Genomic DNA, 16,430 nt, shown 5'->3' with positions numbered 1-16,430 from the left:
TATGTCAGTAAGGGATTTCTTTATTAAACTTAGCAAGATTGACAGAAAATACATTTATCTTGTGATTTTAATTGGACTCATAATTCCTTTAATCTTCCCACCGCATTTCCCTCAAAAAATGTCACCCCAGGTGAAGAGGGTATTTGAATATATAGATACTCTTCCCAAAGGCTCTTATGTTATCTTGTCCGCTGATTATGATCCCTCGGTTGCTCCTGAAGTACACCCAATGTATAAGGCCGTTGTAAAACACTGTATCCTAAGAGGGGTAATTCCTATCGGCATGACCTTAGGAGTTCAAGGAGCCGGCTTAGCACTGGATGCCTTTACCGAAGCCGAGAGAGTTCTTGGGGCTCGTCGAGATACTGACTATGTCTTCTTAGGCTACCAAGCTGGTGGTGCTGTAGTGATTTTAGGGCTTGGAGAAGACATTAAAAGCGTTTATAAGACAGATTACTTTGGAACTAAGACCACAGATATTTACGCTCTAAAGCCTGTAAAAAATTATAGAGATATTGCCTTAGTTATAAGTTTTAGTGGATCAGCAATTCCTGCTACATGGGCAGTTTATGCTTATACAAAATACGGGGTTAAAGTTGCAGCAGCAGTAACTGGTGTTAGCGCAGGTGATTTTTATCCATATATACAGGCGGGCCAGTTTATAGGCATGCTGGCTGGGATGAAAGCAGCAGCCGAATACGAAGATGCCGTTAATCGCATTTTGAAAGAGAAAGGAATAGGTAAATTTTCTACTTCAGCGATCAGGATGATGGATGCTAATTCAATAGGGCAATTACTCATTATCTTGTTCATAATAATTGGCAACATAGGTTACTTTTTATCAAGGAGGAGGAAGTAACATGCACATTTCGACAAACCTTTGGATATGGATTCAGGCTTTGCTCACTTTAGCAATTTTCACTTTTTTGTATAAGGATAATCCACTCTTCAGGATGGCCGAGCACTTATTCGTTGGGCTTGCTACAGGGTACGGACTTGTGGTGGTTTATAAAAATGCCTTTTATCCTAATGTGTGGGTTCCCCTATTTCAAGAGAAGCAATTCATTTTCATAATACCATTTGTTCTCGGACTTCTTTATCTCACTTCGGCTTTCCCAAAGATTTCCTATATGATAAGGTGGCCCATGGCTGTTCTACTCGGTATTGGTTCGGGTTTAAGTATTCCTTTAACTATTCAAACTTACATAATAGAGCAGAGCAAAAGTTCAATTTTGAGACCTCCTTACCCTAATTTAATAAGTTGGATCAATGCTTTGATTCTGTTCGTAGGAGTAGTTTCTGTACTGGTCTATTTCTACTTCTCAATTCCCCATGATAGGCCGGGCGTAAAACAGATTTCCAAGGTGGGGCTATTCTTGTTGATGCTTGGATTCGGTGCCTCCTTCGGTTATACGGTAATGGCGAGGTTCTCCTTACTTGTAGGGAGACTTGATTTCTTATTGAACAAATGGCTCGGAATCAGGCCTTTTTAGAATGAACTTGAAATTCTTTTAAATCCCTTTCCGAGGACCTCACGGACGTGAGTTATTGTAACAAAGGCCGTGGGGTCCTCTTCTTTAACTATCTCCTTAAGTTTCACTATTTCCCTTGGAGATTTTAAAATAACCCATAGGGCAAGTCGCTCTTCACCGGTAAAACCACCTATCGCTCTTATCAAAGTTACTCCTCGTCCTATCTCCTTTAATATCCTTTCTTTAATGGCCTCGTGCTCCTTTGATATTATGAAGGCCTGGAAGGACGTAGTTATACCTTCAAGAACGTAATCAATGGTGTTCGTATTTATAATGACGGCGAGGAGCGAATACATCCCAATTATCTTACCAAAGAAGATTCCTGCAAAGAGAGTGATAGTGAAATCTATTACCATAAGAGCTTTTCCCATATCGATGTTGGTGTATTTCTTAATGATCATTGCCACAATATCGGTTCCACCGGTGGAAGCCCCCCTCGAAACGACCAGGGCAATCCCAAATCCCGTTAAGAGATCACCAAAGAGTGTTGCTATCACAAGGTCATTAATATACAAGGACTTTGGAAGAAGGTACTCCAGTAAATCGACGAATACACTTAGCATGACTGTGGCATAAATGCTTTTCAATCCGAATTCACTTCCAAGGAGTACAAAGGCGATTACAAACAGAATAGCATTTATTATGAGCATTGTGAGTCCTATTGGAAAGTGGAAAAGGTGAAATAATATAATGCTTATACCTGACACCCCACCTGCTGCGATCTTGTTAGGTGCCAGGAATAGAACGATCCCAACGGAGGTAATGAGTGTCCCGAGGGTAATGACGGCGACATCCGCCCAGTTTATTTTCAGAAATAGACTTTTATTCCACTCTCTCAAGTTTTGCATACTCGATCACCAATGTTTTTAAACCAACCTTAAAAAAGTTCACTTTGATTTTATCCTCATAGACTTCTACTACCTTACCCATGCCAAAAACTTGATGATGCACTAAGTCACCAGGTTCAAATTCACCTCTCTTTTTTTCTTTAAAATGGTATTTTTCTATGACAGTTTCAGCCTCTGACTTTCCGACGTAATCAATTACTTCTTCTGGCAGTTCATAAATAAACCTTGATGGTTCGAGGAAACCCTTGCGCAAGTATCTATTCTTTGTAAAGGTAATATATACCTTTTCTTTAGCCCTTGTCAAGGCAACATGAAAAAGCCTCCTTTCTTCTTCAAGTTCGAGGGGGTTATCTTTTGATCTATAGTGAGGGAAAATTGACTCTTCTAATCCGGTAATTATAACTACTGGAAATTCTAAACCTTTTGCATTGTGTACCGTCATTAACGTAACAAAATCAGGGGATGCATTATAATCATCGATATCGGAGCGCAGGGAGATCTGAAGCACGTAATCCATTACACTCTTTGAGTTTTCTTCAGAAAACTTCTTAATCTCCCCAATTAGTTCCCTAACATTTTCTATCTTTTCCTGAGCCTTTTCAGGTTCGGTAGATCTAAGAAGGTAATCATAATAACGAATTTCGTCCACCAGAAAGGTAACCATTTCGTAAGCACTAAGTTCCGAAACCTTTGACTCCAGGGCGGTGATTAAGCCAAGAAAATTGTCTAAAGCCCTGTGAATCCTCGAATTCAGTGAAATTTCCTGATGGTTTTTAATAATTTCAAAGAGTGGTAAGCCGAGTTCATGAGATTTTTCCTTTAGAACTTTAATGGTCTCCGGACCTATTCCCCGTGGTGGAACGTTTAATATTCTCTCGAGGGAGATATCGTCCTTTGGGTTGACAAGAAATTTTAGGTATGCGAGTATATCTTTTATCTCTTTTCTTTCGTAGAACTTTATTCCACCAACGATCTTATAATTAATTCCGTTTCTCTGAAGTGCAGATTCCAGTGACCTTGATTGGGCATTTATTCTGTAAAGGATAAGAAAGTCACCAAAAGGACGTTTTGAAGCCCTAATTATTTCAACCACTTTTTGTGCCTCCTCATCCTCGTCTTCTGTCTCTATTATAACAAGATTTTCTCCTGGTGGGTTTGAAGTCCATAAGGTTTTTCCGATTCTGTATCTATTGTTTTTAATCACGGTGGAGGCTGCGTGTAATATTTTTTGAGTGCTTCGGTAGTTTTGTTCCAGTTTTATAATTTTGCAATCAGGGAAATCCTTTTCAAAATTGAGAATATTTTGTATGTCTGCTCCTCTGAAGGAGTAAATAGACTGGTCTTCATCTCCGACAACAAAAACGTTTCTGTGAATATGAGATAGGGCCTTTATGAGTAAATACTGCAAATGGTTTGTATCCTGGTACTCATCTACCAGAACATGCTGAAATTTAGTTGAGTAGTATTCAAGAACTTCTGGAAATTCCTTAAAGATCCTCAAGGGAAGAAGGAGAAGGTCATCGAAATCAAGGGCATTGTATTCCAGTAATTTTCTCGAATAGTGTTTGAAGAGGGTTAAAAAATATTGATCTTCCGCTTCAAATAAACCTGTCTTATAACGGGAGATGCTTTCTGCTAAACTTTCGAGTTTCGAGCTTTCTTCGCCGATCTCGCCCAGGACCTCTTTTAAAATCTTCTTCTGATCTTCTCGATCCAAGATTGTAAAGTATCGTGTGTAAGTTCCAAGTCTCTCAATCTCCTGCCTAAGAATGCGTGCACAAAGCGAATGAAAAGTACCTATCCAAAGGTCTCTTATATCGGAGCCAATAAGGTTTCTTATTCTTTCCTTCATCTCATCAGCCGCTTTATTGGTAAAGGTAGCAACAAATATCCTATGAGGAGGAATTCCCTTAACGCCTATTAAATAGGCGACCCTATGTGTTAGAACTTTCGTTTTACCCGAGCCTGCACCTGCAATTACAAGAACTGGTCCACCTTCAACGGTAACAGCTTCTCTTTGTTTTTCATTTAATCCAAGGAATAAATCCATGACAGATTTAAGCCTTTCCCTGAGAGCCAAACAACCTGATTTTTTCTTTAACTTTTTCTTTAACTCTTAGCCTTGCCTCTTTTAGATGAGTTCTTGGGTCAATATCCGAAGGATTTTCTTTGATCTTTTTCATAAATCCTATGAGGTAGCTGATTCTTAGGTCGGTATCGATGTTAATTTTTCTTATCCCCGCTGTAATGGCGAGCTTTATTTCGTGATCCGGTACGCCCTTCGCTCCTGAAAGGTTAAAACCGAGGGAATTGGCCTCATTTACCATTTCCTCAGATACTCCAGAGGCGCCATGTAAAACTAAAGGGATCTTCACGAGCTCTTTGATTTTTTTGATTCTTTCAATATCCAGCTTAGGTTCACCTTTAAATTTATAGGCCCCATGGGATGTTCCACAAGCGATGGCAAGGGCATCACAATTTGTCAGTTCAACAAATTTAACTGCATCTTCAGGTTCGGTGTAAATTGCTACTTTACTTTCGACCTCTTCCTCCTTTCCCAGTAGGCGCCCGAGTTCTGCTTCAACAGTAATATTGAGTGGTCTTGCAATTTTAATTACTTCCTGGGTAATTCTAACATTTTCTTCGAAGGGCTTGTCAGAAGCATCAATCATAATTGATGTAAAACCATGCCTGATTGCAAGAAGGATTTTTTGAAAATCCTTACCGTGGTCAAGATGGAGAGCAAAGGGTACTTTATACCTTTTCACCCCTGCATTTACAATGGCCTCAATGAACTCTATCCCCGCATAATTAATAGCGCCCTCAGAAACGGCGATAATAACCGGTGATCTCTCTTCTTCAGCAGCTTCCATGATTGCTTGGAAAAACTCCATGTTATTTATGTTGAAAGCCCCAACGGCATAACCCTGTCTGTCTGCTTCTAAAAGAAGGTCTTTCATTGATAAAAGTGGCATTTTAATCCTCCCACTTTATAGTATCCATCATTTTTAGCAGGGATTCGTCGAGGGTTTTCTTATGAGAGACCACTTCTTCGAGTGGAATTTCAGTAACTAAGCTATCCTTTTTCGCGACCATAACCCCAAATTTTTCTTTTTTAATTAACTCGATGGCGTGAGCTGCAAATTCAAGAGCAAGCTTCCTATCTCTGAAAGTAGGAGAACCTCCCCTTTGCAGGTGGCCTAAAACGGTGACCCTCAACTCATATTTTACCCCTTTCTTTTCAAGCAATTCCTTGACCTTGTAACCTGAGCTGTATCCTTCAGCTACAATGATAATGGAATTGGATCTACCTTCAATGAATCTCTGGTTCAACCTCTTTACTACTTCATCAATATCTGTTTCGTATTCCGGTATGAAGCAAGCCTCTGCTCCGGTTGTAACAGAGGAATTTAGAGCCAAGTAGCCTGAAGTGTGCCCCATTACCTCTATGATAAAAGCTCGGTCAAGGGAAGACGCGGTATCCTTTATTATATCAACGGATTTTACAATGGTATTTAGTGCTGTGTCTGCGCCGATGGTCTCATCGGTTCCATAGATGTCATTATCAATTGAGGCAGGTATCCCGATGACCTTCATACCCATTTGACTTAGCGCGTGTGCTCCGTGCATAGAACCTTCTCCGCCAACAATTATGATTGCATCTATTCCCATTTCCTCGAGATTTTTTACCGCCATCTTTTGAACTTCTTTCTTTACGAAATCAGGATATCTCGAAGTACCAAGAATAGTCCCACCTTTTTGAATTATACCACCCGCATCTTTTTTAGAGAGTTTCTGGTAATTCTTTTCAATTATACCTTTGAAGCCCTTGTAGATGCCAAAAACCTCGTAGTTCTCGTCAATAAGGCCTTTGATTAAAAATCTAAGGCACGCATTCATGCCGGGAGCATCACCGCCCCCAGTTAATAGACCTACTTTCTTTATGGCCATTCTCTTTCACTCCTTTTTCTTACCTACAATAAACCTTATCTTTTTGGTCACAGATTTACCATTGATATCAAAAATCGCCTTTAATGTATAAATGTCAGTTCCAAGGTCTCCCACATAAATGGGTTTTTCTTCAACAACCTCGCCATTAAAAACAAAACTTGCTTCCTTGACCTTTTTCCCGGAGAAGTCATAGATCTTGACATCAACTTTCCCACCTTTTAGCGCTTTAAATCGGAAAGTAATGTATGGAACAAAAACAGGATTAGGGTAAACGTAAATAAGGGAAACCAGCTCGTTTTCGGCGGGAGGCAGATTGGCCTCAGTAGGTAAGGATATAAATGGATTATGTTCCGATGTGTGACCATAATGTCTCCATGAGCTCCGCAGGGTGGGTAATGGATAGGCATAGATATAGCCATCTGCAGTGATGTACATGAGCTCAGGTTTATTGTCTTTATTTATGTCTTCTATGAATGGCGAAGAGTTAAGCCCCTTTGAGACAGGATAGTAGTTCAAAGAATCACTTTGCAAGTAACCATAAAGGTGTATACCTTTATCTGTGGGCAATATAATTTCCTCGAAACCATCACCATCTACGTCCGCCAATAACGGTTGAAAAGTTGTTGTAGAGTCGATTCTAACTGGGAACTTACTAATGAGCGCCAGCTCTTTGTTAGTAGCCACAAGATACTTTTCCGTTACATAAACGATATCCTCATTTCCATCGGCATCAATGTCTCCAATTGCAATGCCATGGAGGGGTTTTTCGGCGATTTTGCGTGTATTGATAGTGGCACCCCGTTCATTATAGATAGTAAGATAGCCGAGACCGTTTACAGATATTACTTTATAACCTCCGCTTGTAGAATCGTAAACTAAAACGGGCGAGCATGCCGAAGAAGTCAAATTAGAAGTACCGACTGTGTAAACATCAAATCTGTCAGTTAGGATAAGCAGCCTACCATCTACAGATTGGTAGAATAGAATCGAACCATTCGTGGCTGGTACATTTTGAGCGGGGGCACCTGTATTCAAAACAAAAAGGGTATCACCATTGGAACGAAGAATATAGTATTTGTTGTCAAAGAGCCCAACACCTAAGACTTTCTGGCCATTGAAGGTAAAAAATGATGGCACGCTAACTATTTCTTCGGGCAATACCTTGCTAAACAACATATCAGGTCTTCCATTGCCATCAGCATCTTTTGTAGTGTAAAGAATTAATCTTCGTTTATCCGCTGCACAAAGAAAATCTAAATATCCATCGTCGTTAATATCTCCGATGGCCGGCTCTTTTATAAAGCGCGTATTTTTCAAAGTGTCCGTCTGGATCACGAGACCACTGTAGTTAACAACAGAAACCAATCCAAAGGAATCTATTACAGTGGTGTCAAGGGTAGAAAGGTTAATTGATTTTCTGTATATATTTTGCAAAGCGATGAGCAAAGTATCCTTCCCTTCGAGGTAACTTTCATAAGGTTCATCGATAACCATTCGGGAAGAGTTGGAATCCACAACACTGTATCCAATTCTAACAGGGAAGGGTGGAAGGTTTTTTTCAAGCCTCACTTTAAACTTCATCTCGTATCCTTTGGGGGAAATGTCAAAGATTTCGATATATGTTTTATTGCCCTGGTTGTCAACAGAGGAGGGGAGTGTTGTAGAGGAAATTAGGGTATTGTTTCCTTCAAAATACAGGTCGTAAGGGCTTCCAAACCAGCAGTAAGAATAAGGAGTGAAGTCCCAGTTGAATCGCTGAAAATCCTGGACATGATCAGCCTCGAGAATATATACCCCCATAGGTCTAACTGCATTCACAGTGTTTGTTGCGTAGTTATTCCAGATAATCTGATCATCAATGTGAAAGACCAGGAGTCCATCACCTGGTAATAGATAATCATTTTCACCCCTGAAATCAACGACAACGCCGTTACTCCATCTTCCAGATACCTTTATGGTGTCCCCACAGTTTACAAAATCATTAGACCCAATGTTGGTCTCCAAATTTTGTATTAAAAAGTACTCTTTTGAATTTATTGGGATTTTTACAATCCTCGGCTTTGAGTATGGATTTTCTAAAAAGTTCCCATAAACGTAGTAGAGACCTGAGCGCTGTTTCTCCATTACAAAGGAATCAACAGGTATCTGAAGGGGATAGAGGCTTACTTCCTGAAATACTTGTCCCGGTTCTACCGTAACCACTACATTATTATCTAGGAAGCCCTCTCCATAGATAACCTTCAGAATGAAATCCATGAATGTTCTCTCCCATGCGTTGGGGAGAGGAGGTATGATCCCTGAAGGGACCCCTTCTGCTTCAAGGTAAGGCCCCGTTGTCATTATTCCAAAGGCACCAATGCCTGCGCCCCTTCCATAGGTGTCATAAAGGTCGGGTAATAAAAATAGATTATGCCCACTTTCGTGGAATAAGGTGCCCTGCAACCTAATTTCCAACCCGTCCTGTGACATAGTTTCAGGTAATATACAGGCATCGTAAACTGTATCAACTCCCCCGTTAAGCACAAGATAGCCCCTCCCGAAGTAATACTCCAGTGCCCCGGGCGGTATGGTTACCGCAGCAAGGTCGTAAGGGGAGTCTCCAAGGATATCGGTTTGCCATGCAGAACCTGCGTGAAAGATTATATATCTAACCCATACACCTTCGAGGTAATCTTTAACACCGTTTCTATCGAGGTCTTCAAAAGAAATAGAGGGGTCTTCGTCTGCACTTCTAAAAGCATCCCTCACGAAGGTCACGAGACCGAGCTCCATATTATTGGGGTCCCCATAATAAGAAATGGGATGGGGCACTTTATAAGGAGGCAAGCCCGAATCGGGTTTCACTATCCATTCAAGCCTTACCTTGCCGTAGGTGGCTGCGTATACATAAGAGGCAAGGGCCCGCATCTGATTATTGAAATAGGTCCAATCGTGTGGCGGATCGTAATAGGGATTGTAATAGGGTCGTCCATTACAATCTAAACCAAGAATAGGATCTTGTCCATTCGAATTATTTCTAAAAAGGCCATTACCTGTAGTCCTTGGATCATCTGGATTTTCCTCTTCAAATTCGACTCTTAGAGCCAGAACCCTCATTACAATTTGCTGTTTATCTTTGCGGAATTTAGCATATTTTTTTACCTTCTGAAGCTGGGGATGAAATTCAGGATTTGTTAATCTAAATCTTGAAAATACACTTTGAACTCTGGCCTCTTTTTGATAAAAGTTTGGTAAAAGCCTTACTTCCCGATAAAGGTCATAGTTCTTGTGAGGCATAAACCAATAGTTTGCAATAAGAAGTAGCAAAAGCATCAAATCCCCCTTTTTAAAACTTAATTTTAACTCACTTTGCCTGTAATTCAAAACTTCAAAACCATTGATTTTTAGAGGAAAATGCCTTAAAATTTTAATATGGCAAAGTTTGAACTTGTTACGAACCTGGTGCCGAAGGGTGATCAGCCGAAGGCCATAAAGGAGATTGTCGAAAATTTTAGACAAGGGGCAAAGTATCAAGTTCTTTTAGGAGTAACGGGTTCTGGTAAAACCTTTACCATGGCTCATGTCATAAAAGAGTTGGGCCTTCCAACTCTTGTGATTTCACACAATAAAACACTCGCAGCACAATTATTCGGAGAATTTAAAAGCTTGTTCCCTCACAATGCCGTTGAATATTTCATCTCTTATTATGACTATTACCTACCTGAGGCGTATATCCCAGAAACCGACACCTATATTGAAAAAGAGGCTGATATCAATGAAGACATTGAACGTTTAAGATTGAGAACAACTTCTTCTTTGCTTTCCAGAGACGATGTGATCGTAGTAGCCAGTGTTTCGGCGATTTATGGACTTGGTGATCCTGAAGATGTGTTAGAACTTTACCTGGTTTTAGAGAAAGGACAGGAGATTAACATAAGGGACCTGGTCGAAAGGCTTATAGACCTTCAATATACACGAAACGACGTAGATTTGAGGAGAGGAAACTTTAGAGTGAGGGGTGGAAGGATAGATATTGTGCCGGCATACGAAGATTATATTGTGAGGATTGAAGTTCCTGAAAAGACCATTGATTCCATAAAAATAGTTGATATCCTGACCAACAAGGTACTGGAAGTAAGGGATAAAATCGTCATTTATCCTGCAGGACATTGGGTTACAACCAAAAGCAAGCTTGAGAGGGCAATTGAGTCAATAAAGCAAGAACTTGAAGAAAGGCTTGAAGAACTTTACAGGCAGGGAAAGATACTGGAAGCTCAGAGATTGGAAAGGAGAACGAAGTTTGACCTTGAGATGCTGAGAGAGGTTGGGTATTGTCCGGGGATTGAAAACTATTCCAGGCACTTATCAGGCAGAAAACCAGGTGAAAGACCTTTCTGTCTTATTGATTACTTCCCTGACGAGTATTTAACAATAATTGACGAATCCCATGTTACAATACCTCAGCTTATGGCTATGTACAATGGTGATAGATCGAGGAAAGAAACCCTCGTTGAGTATGGATTCAGACTGCCCAGTGCCCTGGACAACAGACCATTAAAGTTTGAAGAAATTGAAGAGCTTTGGGATAAGGTCTTATTTGTTTCCGCAACCCCCGCTGAGTACGAAATTAAGAAATCCAACGGGATAGTAGTTGAACAAATTATCAGACCCACTGGCCTCGTAGATCCGGAAATAGTAGTAAAGCCATCATCCAATCAAGTAGAGGACATGATCGAAGAGATTAGGAATGTGGTAGAACGTGGAGAAAGGGTATTGATATCGACAATCACAAAAAGAACAGCAGAAGATCTCGCAGAGTATCTTACTTCGCTGGGGTTTAGGGTAAAATACCTTCACTCAGAGATTGATGCCTTAGAAAGAGTAGAAATAATCAGGGGACTAAGATTGGGAGAATTTGATGTACTTGTAGGTGTAAACCTGCTCAGGGAAGGTCTTGACCTCCCAGAGGTATCCCTCGTTCTTATTACAGATGCAGATAAGACGGGATTTTTAAGGTCGGAGACGGCACTCATACAAATGGCAGGAAGAGCAGCGCGAAATGCCTGCGGTAGAGTAGTTCTTTACGCTGATGTGGTGACGGAAGCAATGGAGCGGGCAATTAAGGAGACTAATCGAAGAAGGGAAATACAAATGGCGTACAATCGTGAACATAATATTATACCTCAAACGATTAAGAAAACTCCGGAAGAGATTATGAGGACAACCATTGTGGCGGATGAGAGGATTATGAAGAGAACGGAAGAAGATGATATCGAAAAAGAGGTAGCTGAATTGCGCTCGATGTTCACCATATATGAGGTCATAGAGGAACTCGAAAGACGTATGTTCAAGGCTGCCAGTTTATTGGACTTCGAAAAGGCTGCAAAATATAGAGATACAATAAAGCAGATAAAAAACGAGTTAGAGAAGAAGGAGAAAAAAGTTGCAAAAGCTTCGAAAAGGGGAACAAAATAATTCTATTGAAATTTCGATAGTTGGCGGTGGATTTGACGTGGTTGCATTGCCGTATCATGTGGATTTTTCCCCGGGTAGCTATATCTTTTTGAAATATCCAGAAATAGAAGAGGAGATTTTGGTAAAAGTGAGGGGGTTCTCCAAAAAGGTTGCGGATAAAATATTGGATAGGTTCAGGATTGCTGGTAACGACGAAGTTATCTCGACAATGAAAAAAATAACGAAAGGATTCCTTTTTGAGAACAATCTAAGGGATATCAAGATTGTTAAAGAAGACTTCGACGTAGGCAAGGGGATAATCACCTTCACATATACAGCTGAAAGAAAAGTTAAACTCGATAAGGTCGCAGCAGCGCTTTCAAAAATTTTGCATGTTCGTGTGGAATTTCAGCAGATAGGCGCGCGGGATCTTGCAAGGGTTATGGGTGGGGTTGGTGTTTGTGGATTTGAGATATGCTGTAAAAGGTTTCTAAATAAACTCCCCTCGATCACACTCGAGACTGCAAAGGAACAGTTCATCTTTGCCTCCCCCGACAGGATTTCGGGTATATGCGGAAGGTTAAGATGTTGTTTAAGGTACGAACTCGAATACTATCGAGATCTTAAATCAAGATTTCCAGAGGTGGGAAGCGTTATTGAAACTGACAAAGGACCTGGCATAGTAACGGAAGTAAACTACATTACAAAGAAAATAAAGCTTGTTTTTGAGGATGAAACTGAGGAAGAAATGTACTGGATACCTACGGAAGTAGAGAGTGGTGAGGAAGAAGAGGATGAAATTTAAAGAAGCCTTTAAGAAATTCGAAAGTAGCAAAGTGGGCAAGATCTTTTTTACGATCCTTTTTACTGGTCTATTCCTGCTAATTTATTCGCTAATACTTGCTATTTTTGTTGACCGGGTAATTCTTGAAAAATATGTGGGTTCGCGGAAAACTACTGAAGTGCCATATTTAGCAGGTCTTAAGGTAGAAGAAAGCATAAAAATACTGAGTGAGAGAAAACTTAAATGGAATATGGTTGGTTCAGGTAAGTATGTTTGGAAAACGGAGCCTCCCTCAGGGATGCTCGTCAAAGAAGGCCGGATAATTCACCTTTATCTCAGCGATAATCCTCGCGGAGAAACTCCTTAACCATCTCGTCGATCCGTTTGATCTGTATGAGGAGCGATTCAAGTTGATTAAGGGGCAGCATACTTGAAGCATCTGATAAAGCATTCTGAGGTTCTGGGTGTGTTTCAATAAATATCCCGTCAATGCCTATGGAAACCCCTGCCCGTGCAAGGGGGAATATAAATTCGGGATTTCCACCTCTCGGGTCCTTAGAGGGGATTCCATAAACTCTTACAGTATGAGTGACGTCAAAGATAACCGGATAGCCGGTATCCCGCATTATCTTCATTGATCGCATATCTACAATGAGATTGTGATAGCCAAAAAAGGTTCCTCTTTCGGTAAGTAAGATTTTTGTATTTCCCGTACTTTCAATTTTTTTTACCACATTTTTTATATCCTGTGGAGCAAGAAATTGACCCTTTTTCACATTGACCACTTTTCCCGTCTTTGCGATTTCTAAGGTTAACCTCGTCTGCATGCATAGAAAGGCGGGAATCTGGATAACATCAAGGACTTCAGCAGCAACCGGTACCTCATCAGGGTAATGCACATCAGATAAAACGGGGATGTTAAATTCTTTTTTTACTTTTTCGAGGATTTTTATGCCCTTTTCGACACCAGGACCATAGTAGTATTCTACAGAGGATCTGTTGTCCTTAGCGTACGAGGACTTGAATATGAATGGTATTTTTAATTTCTCGGTGATTTTTTTGATCCTCTCTGCGGTCTTGAGAGTTATCTCTTCGCTTTCAATCACACATGGTCCTGCTATCAAGACAATTGGATTGTTTCCGCCTATTTTTACATTACCAACCTCAATGACTTTTGTCATATTCTCGCTCCTATAAGCTTATGAATAATTTCCTCTGGAACAGAATGTTTCTTGTATTCGCTGACAATCTTTGAAACATCATATTCAACATATTGGATTTTAAACTGCCCATTTTCTAAGATCGCATAGCTTGGGTACCTATCTTTTCCCCTTGGAAAACCCAGACTACCGGGGTTAAAGATTGTAACGTTATTTATCTTTAACATGCCAGACTGGTGGGTGTGTCCGTAAAGAATTACATTTACAAGTTTATCTGGGAGCATCCTCTTTTTTATAATCTCTGGATCCTGATCAAACGTCACATAGTCACCAAGGGGGTCTTCGGCAGAAGAATGGAGCAATAGGAAAGACTGGCCTTCAATCATAACCTCCTTAGTAAGTGGAAGAGTTTTAAGAAAGGCTATATTTTCTGGCGAAAGTCTATATTTAAAGTAATTTCTTATCTCATATGTAATTTTGCGAAACTCAGGTGTGGTACCGGGGCAATCGTCGTCAAAGGCAAAGCTGTAATCGTGGTTCCCCAGTACACAATAATTTGCCTTTTCTCTGATTATGGATGTTACTTCATCGGGAAAAGGTCCATAATCCACAAGATCCCCGAGACAAATCATAAGGTCATAAGTTTCTGTTTTTAAAACCTTTTGAAGGGGATAAATATTTCCGTGGATATCGGATATTATAAGTATTCTCATTTCTACTCCCATTCTATGGTTGCAGGAGGCTTTGTAGAAATATCATATACAACTCTATTTACGCCCTGCACACTATTCAGGATGCTAGTTGAAATTTCAGCAAGCACTTTGTAGGGCATCCTGTACCAATCGGCAGTCATGCCATCAACGCTGACAACCGCTCTTATAGCTATTACGTTTTCATAACTTCTCTTGTCTCCTTTGACGCCAACGGTTTTTACCGGTAGTAGAACCGGGAAAGCTTGCCAGATTTCATTATAAAGTTTGTGTTTCTTTATGATACTTTCTACCAAGTAATCGGCTTCTTGTAGTATTTTTACTTTCTCAGGTGTTACTTCGCCGATAATCCTTACGGCCATTCCAGGGCCTGGGAAAGGGTGCCTCTGTAAAATTTCGTCGGGGACATTCAAAAGTTTGCCTATTTTTCTGACTTCGTCTTTAAAGAGCTCTCTAAGCGGTTCAATTAGCTTAAGGTGCAACTTTTCAGGGAGCCCACCCACATTATGATGAGACTTTATTACCTCGGAGGGACCTACCACCGATGTGGATTCTATAACATCAGGATAGAGGGTGCCTTGAGCCAGGTATTCGAATTTTATCCCTATCTTTTTAGCTTCATTTTCGAATACTTCGATAAACTTTTTACCGATGATTTTCCTTTTTCTTTCAGGATCTTCAATACCTTTGAGGGCGTTGAAAAATTCGTGAGATGCGTCAACAATTCTGAGATTGGGATTATGGCCAAAATATCTGTGGATACGTTCTTTTTCTCCCTTTTTGAGAAGCCCTGTATCGACAAATATGGGGTAATAGTTATTGCCAATAGCCTTGTAAAGCATATAGGCAACGACAGAGGAATCAACCCCACCCGACAAGGCTAAGAGTACTTTGGAATCTCCGACTTCCTCTCTGATTTTCTTGATCTGTAAAGTTAGGTAATCCTCTAAGTTCCAGGTAGCCGATGTACCGCATATCTTTTTCACAAAATTGCTAAGCAGGACAAGGCCATCTTCAGTGTGTGCTACTTCTGGATGGAATTGAACCCCAAAGATTTTCTTTTCGGGATTTTCTATAACAGCGAAGGGGGAATTTTCTGTGGATGCTGTAACAACAAAACCTTCTGGGATTTGCTTTACTATATCTCCATGGGACATCCACACTGTGCCGCCGTCTCTCACATTTTCTAAAAGTTCTGAATTTTTAATAATTTTCAACTTCTGAAATCCATATTCTCTGTTCTCAGCAGGCTCGACCTTCCCACCAAAAAGGTGAGCTATTACTTGAAGCCCATAGCAAATACCAAGGATCGGTATACCTAAACGAAATATCTCTTCGCAGGGTAACGGAGCATTTTCGTCGTAAACACTGGAAGGGCCCCCAGAAAGAATAATTCCCTTTACGTTGTCACCCAAATCCTTTGGTGTTAGCCAGTAAGGTAAAATTTCCGAATATGTCCCGATTTCCCTTATTCTTCGGGCAATTAGTTGAGTATACTGAGACCCAAAATCAAGAATTACTATCTTCTCTTTCAATACCACCTTCTCCCTTTTGGTAACTGATTTTTAACCTTGCCGTTGACATATAGACCGCTTCCCAAATAATCATCTCCGCATTTTATAATTACTTGACCATTTTCCGCATTGCAAGAACCTACTGAGAGGTCTTTCCCCTCAAGATAGTCTTTGACCTGCTCAGCACTTATTTCCATTACATTTTTTGTAGCATATTTACCAAAAATCTGTATTCCCGCTGTCGTTAGCTTGTATCCATCACGGTATACTCTCACCAACCTAATACCTTTCCTGGAGAAATTCTTTATAGGAAACTTGAACGCCTCTTCAGACATTATCCACAAATCCCCAGCTTCAACTATTTTCCACTTAGAAAAAACTTCTTCAGGTATTCCAAATCGATTCCTTATCTCTTTAAGGATTTTCTCAACCATCTTTATTATTTGTCTATTTTAAGGCAATTTACTTGTTTATTCTATTTCCGTCTCTATGTTTGAC

The 16,430-nt window shown here is 40.3% G+C and carries 14 protein-coding genes; 5 read left to right on the top strand and 9 right to left on the bottom strand.

Annotated elements, in window-relative coordinates; all coding sequences use genetic code 11:
- The first annotated feature begins 1 nt into the window (after position 1).
- Both ABIM45_02300 and ABIM45_02295 read left to right on the top strand, forming a co-directional pair.
- Positions 2-859 carry a hypothetical protein gene (locus tag ABIM45_02300; GenBank protein MEO0238742.1) on the top strand — a complete coding sequence of 286 codons (858 nt, stop codon included), beginning with the start codon at positions 2-4 and terminating at the stop codon, positions 857-859.
- 1 nt (position 860) lies between these two features.
- Positions 861-1,493 (top strand): hypothetical protein, encoded by a 633-nt coding sequence (locus ABIM45_02295; protein MEO0238741.1) that lies wholly within the window; start codon positions 861-863, stop codon positions 1,491-1,493.
- Here ABIM45_02295 and ABIM45_02290 read toward each other — a convergent pair.
- Genes ABIM45_02290 through ABIM45_02270 form a run of 5 tightly spaced genes read right to left on the bottom strand, consistent with a single transcriptional unit; the run spans position 1,490 to position 9,643 of the window.
- On the bottom strand, positions 1,490-2,380 hold the full coding sequence (locus tag ABIM45_02290; protein MEO0238740.1) for a YitT family protein: 891 nt from the start codon (positions 2,378-2,380) through the stop codon (positions 1,490-1,492). The two genes, ABIM45_02295 and ABIM45_02290, sit on opposite strands and share 4 nt — an antisense overlap.
- Positions 2,355-4,430 (bottom strand): UvrD-helicase domain-containing protein, encoded by a 2,076-nt coding sequence (locus tag ABIM45_02285; protein ID MEO0238739.1) that lies wholly within the window; start codon positions 4,428-4,430, stop codon positions 2,355-2,357. The genes ABIM45_02290 and ABIM45_02285 overlap by 26 nt, the downstream gene beginning before the upstream one ends.
- A gap of 7 nt (positions 4,431-4,437) precedes the next feature.
- Positions 4,438-5,355 (bottom strand): class II fructose-1,6-bisphosphate aldolase, encoded by a 918-nt coding sequence (gene fba / locus ABIM45_02280; GenBank protein MEO0238738.1) that lies wholly within the window; start codon positions 5,353-5,355, stop codon positions 4,438-4,440.
- A gap of 1 nt (position 5,356) precedes the next feature.
- The gene (locus ABIM45_02275; protein ID MEO0238737.1) at positions 5,357-6,331 is read right to left on the bottom strand and encodes an ATP-dependent 6-phosphofructokinase; all 975 of its coding nucleotides are present in this window, start codon (positions 6,329-6,331) and stop codon (positions 5,357-5,359) included.
- A 6-nt stretch (positions 6,332-6,337) separates the two neighbouring features.
- Positions 6,338-9,643 (bottom strand): hypothetical protein, encoded by a 3,306-nt coding sequence (locus ABIM45_02270; protein MEO0238736.1) that lies wholly within the window; start codon positions 9,641-9,643, stop codon positions 6,338-6,340.
- Between the two features lie 99 nt (positions 9,644-9,742).
- On the opposite strand from ABIM45_02270, the gene uvrB reads away from it, so the two are divergent.
- The 3 genes from uvrB to ABIM45_02255 are packed head-to-tail and all read left to right on the top strand — an operon-like array spanning position 9,743 to position 12,915.
- A complete protein-coding gene (gene uvrB, locus ABIM45_02265) occupies positions 9,743-11,785 on the top strand; it encodes an excinuclease ABC subunit UvrB (protein MEO0238735.1) in 2,043 nt (680 codons plus the stop codon).
- Complete coding sequence (gene ricT, locus ABIM45_02260) at positions 11,754-12,569, top strand: regulatory iron-sulfur-containing complex subunit RicT (GenBank protein ID MEO0238734.1); 816 nt, start codon at positions 11,754-11,756, stop codon at positions 12,567-12,569. The genes uvrB and ricT overlap by 32 nt, the downstream gene beginning before the upstream one ends.
- Positions 12,559-12,915, top strand: coding sequence for a PASTA domain-containing protein (locus ABIM45_02255; protein MEO0238733.1), 357 nt, complete (start codon positions 12,559-12,561; stop codon positions 12,913-12,915). Before ricT ends, ABIM45_02255 begins: the two co-directional genes overlap by 11 nt.
- On the opposite strand, the gene kdsA is transcribed toward ABIM45_02255, so the two are convergent.
- Genes kdsA through ABIM45_02235 form a run of 4 tightly spaced genes read right to left on the bottom strand, consistent with a single transcriptional unit; the run spans position 12,884 to position 16,366 of the window.
- Positions 12,884-13,729, bottom strand: coding sequence for a 3-deoxy-8-phosphooctulonate synthase (gene kdsA / locus ABIM45_02250; GenBank protein ID MEO0238732.1), 846 nt, complete (start codon positions 13,727-13,729; stop codon positions 12,884-12,886). The two genes, ABIM45_02255 and kdsA, sit on opposite strands and share 32 nt — an antisense overlap.
- Positions 13,726-14,421, bottom strand: coding sequence for a metallophosphoesterase family protein (locus ABIM45_02245; protein ID MEO0238731.1), 696 nt, complete (start codon positions 14,419-14,421; stop codon positions 13,726-13,728). The genes kdsA and ABIM45_02245 overlap by 4 nt, the downstream gene beginning before the upstream one ends.
- A 2-nt stretch (positions 14,422-14,423) precedes the next feature.
- Positions 14,424-15,953 (bottom strand): glutamine-hydrolyzing GMP synthase, encoded by a 1,530-nt coding sequence (gene guaA / locus ABIM45_02240; GenBank protein MEO0238730.1) that lies wholly within the window; start codon positions 15,951-15,953, stop codon positions 14,424-14,426.
- Positions 15,950-16,366: a hypothetical protein gene (locus ABIM45_02235; protein MEO0238729.1), complete on the bottom strand. Its 417-nt coding sequence runs from the start codon at positions 16,364-16,366 to the stop codon at positions 15,950-15,952. The genes guaA and ABIM45_02235 overlap by 4 nt, the downstream gene beginning before the upstream one ends.
- Between the last annotated feature and the right edge of the window lie 64 nt (positions 16,367-16,430).

The organism is candidate division WOR-3 bacterium, assembly GCA_039803545.1.
Taxonomy (GTDB): Bacteria; Hydrothermota; Hydrothermia; order UBA1063; family UBA1063; genus UBA1063.
Note: the sequence above shows the minus strand (reverse complement) of the source record. Positions and strands in the feature narration are given on the sequence as shown.

Bases quoted from the DNA above. Each gene is read 5' to 3' on its own strand.
- ABIM45_02255 (MEO0238733.1), top strand. From the start codon at position 12,559: ATGAAATTTAAAGAAGCCTTTAAGAAATTCGAAAGTAGCAAAGTGGGC.
- ABIM45_02285 (MEO0238739.1), bottom strand. From the start codon at position 4,430: ATGGATTTATTCCTTGGATTAAATGAAAAACAAAGAGAAGCTGTTACC.
- kdsA (MEO0238732.1), bottom strand. From the start codon at position 13,729: ATGACAAAAGTCATTGAGGTTGGTAATGTAAAAATAGGCGGAAACAAT.
- ABIM45_02300 (MEO0238742.1), top strand. From the start codon at position 2: ATGTCAGTAAGGGATTTCTTTATTAAACTTAGCAAGATTGACAGAAAA.
- ABIM45_02245 (MEO0238731.1), bottom strand. From the start codon at position 14,421: ATGAGAATACTTATAATATCCGATATCCACGGAAATATTTATCCCCTT.
- ABIM45_02295 (MEO0238741.1), top strand. From the start codon at position 861: ATGCACATTTCGACAAACCTTTGGATATGGATTCAGGCTTTGCTCACT.
- ABIM45_02290 (MEO0238740.1), bottom strand. From the start codon at position 2,380: ATGCAAAACTTGAGAGAGTGGAATAAAAGTCTATTTCTGAAAATAAAC.
- ABIM45_02275 (MEO0238737.1), bottom strand. From the start codon at position 6,331: ATGGCCATAAAGAAAGTAGGTCTATTAACTGGGGGCGGTGATGCTCCC.
- fba (MEO0238738.1), bottom strand. From the start codon at position 5,355: ATGCCACTTTTATCAATGAAAGACCTTCTTTTAGAAGCAGACAGACAG.
- ABIM45_02270 (MEO0238736.1), bottom strand. From the start codon at position 9,643: ATGCTTTTGCTACTTCTTATTGCAAACTATTGGTTTATGCCTCACAAG.
- ABIM45_02235 (MEO0238729.1), bottom strand. From the start codon at position 16,366: ATGGTTGAGAAAATCCTTAAAGAGATAAGGAATCGATTTGGAATACCT.
- uvrB (MEO0238735.1), top strand. From the start codon at position 9,743: ATGGCAAAGTTTGAACTTGTTACGAACCTGGTGCCGAAGGGTGATCAG.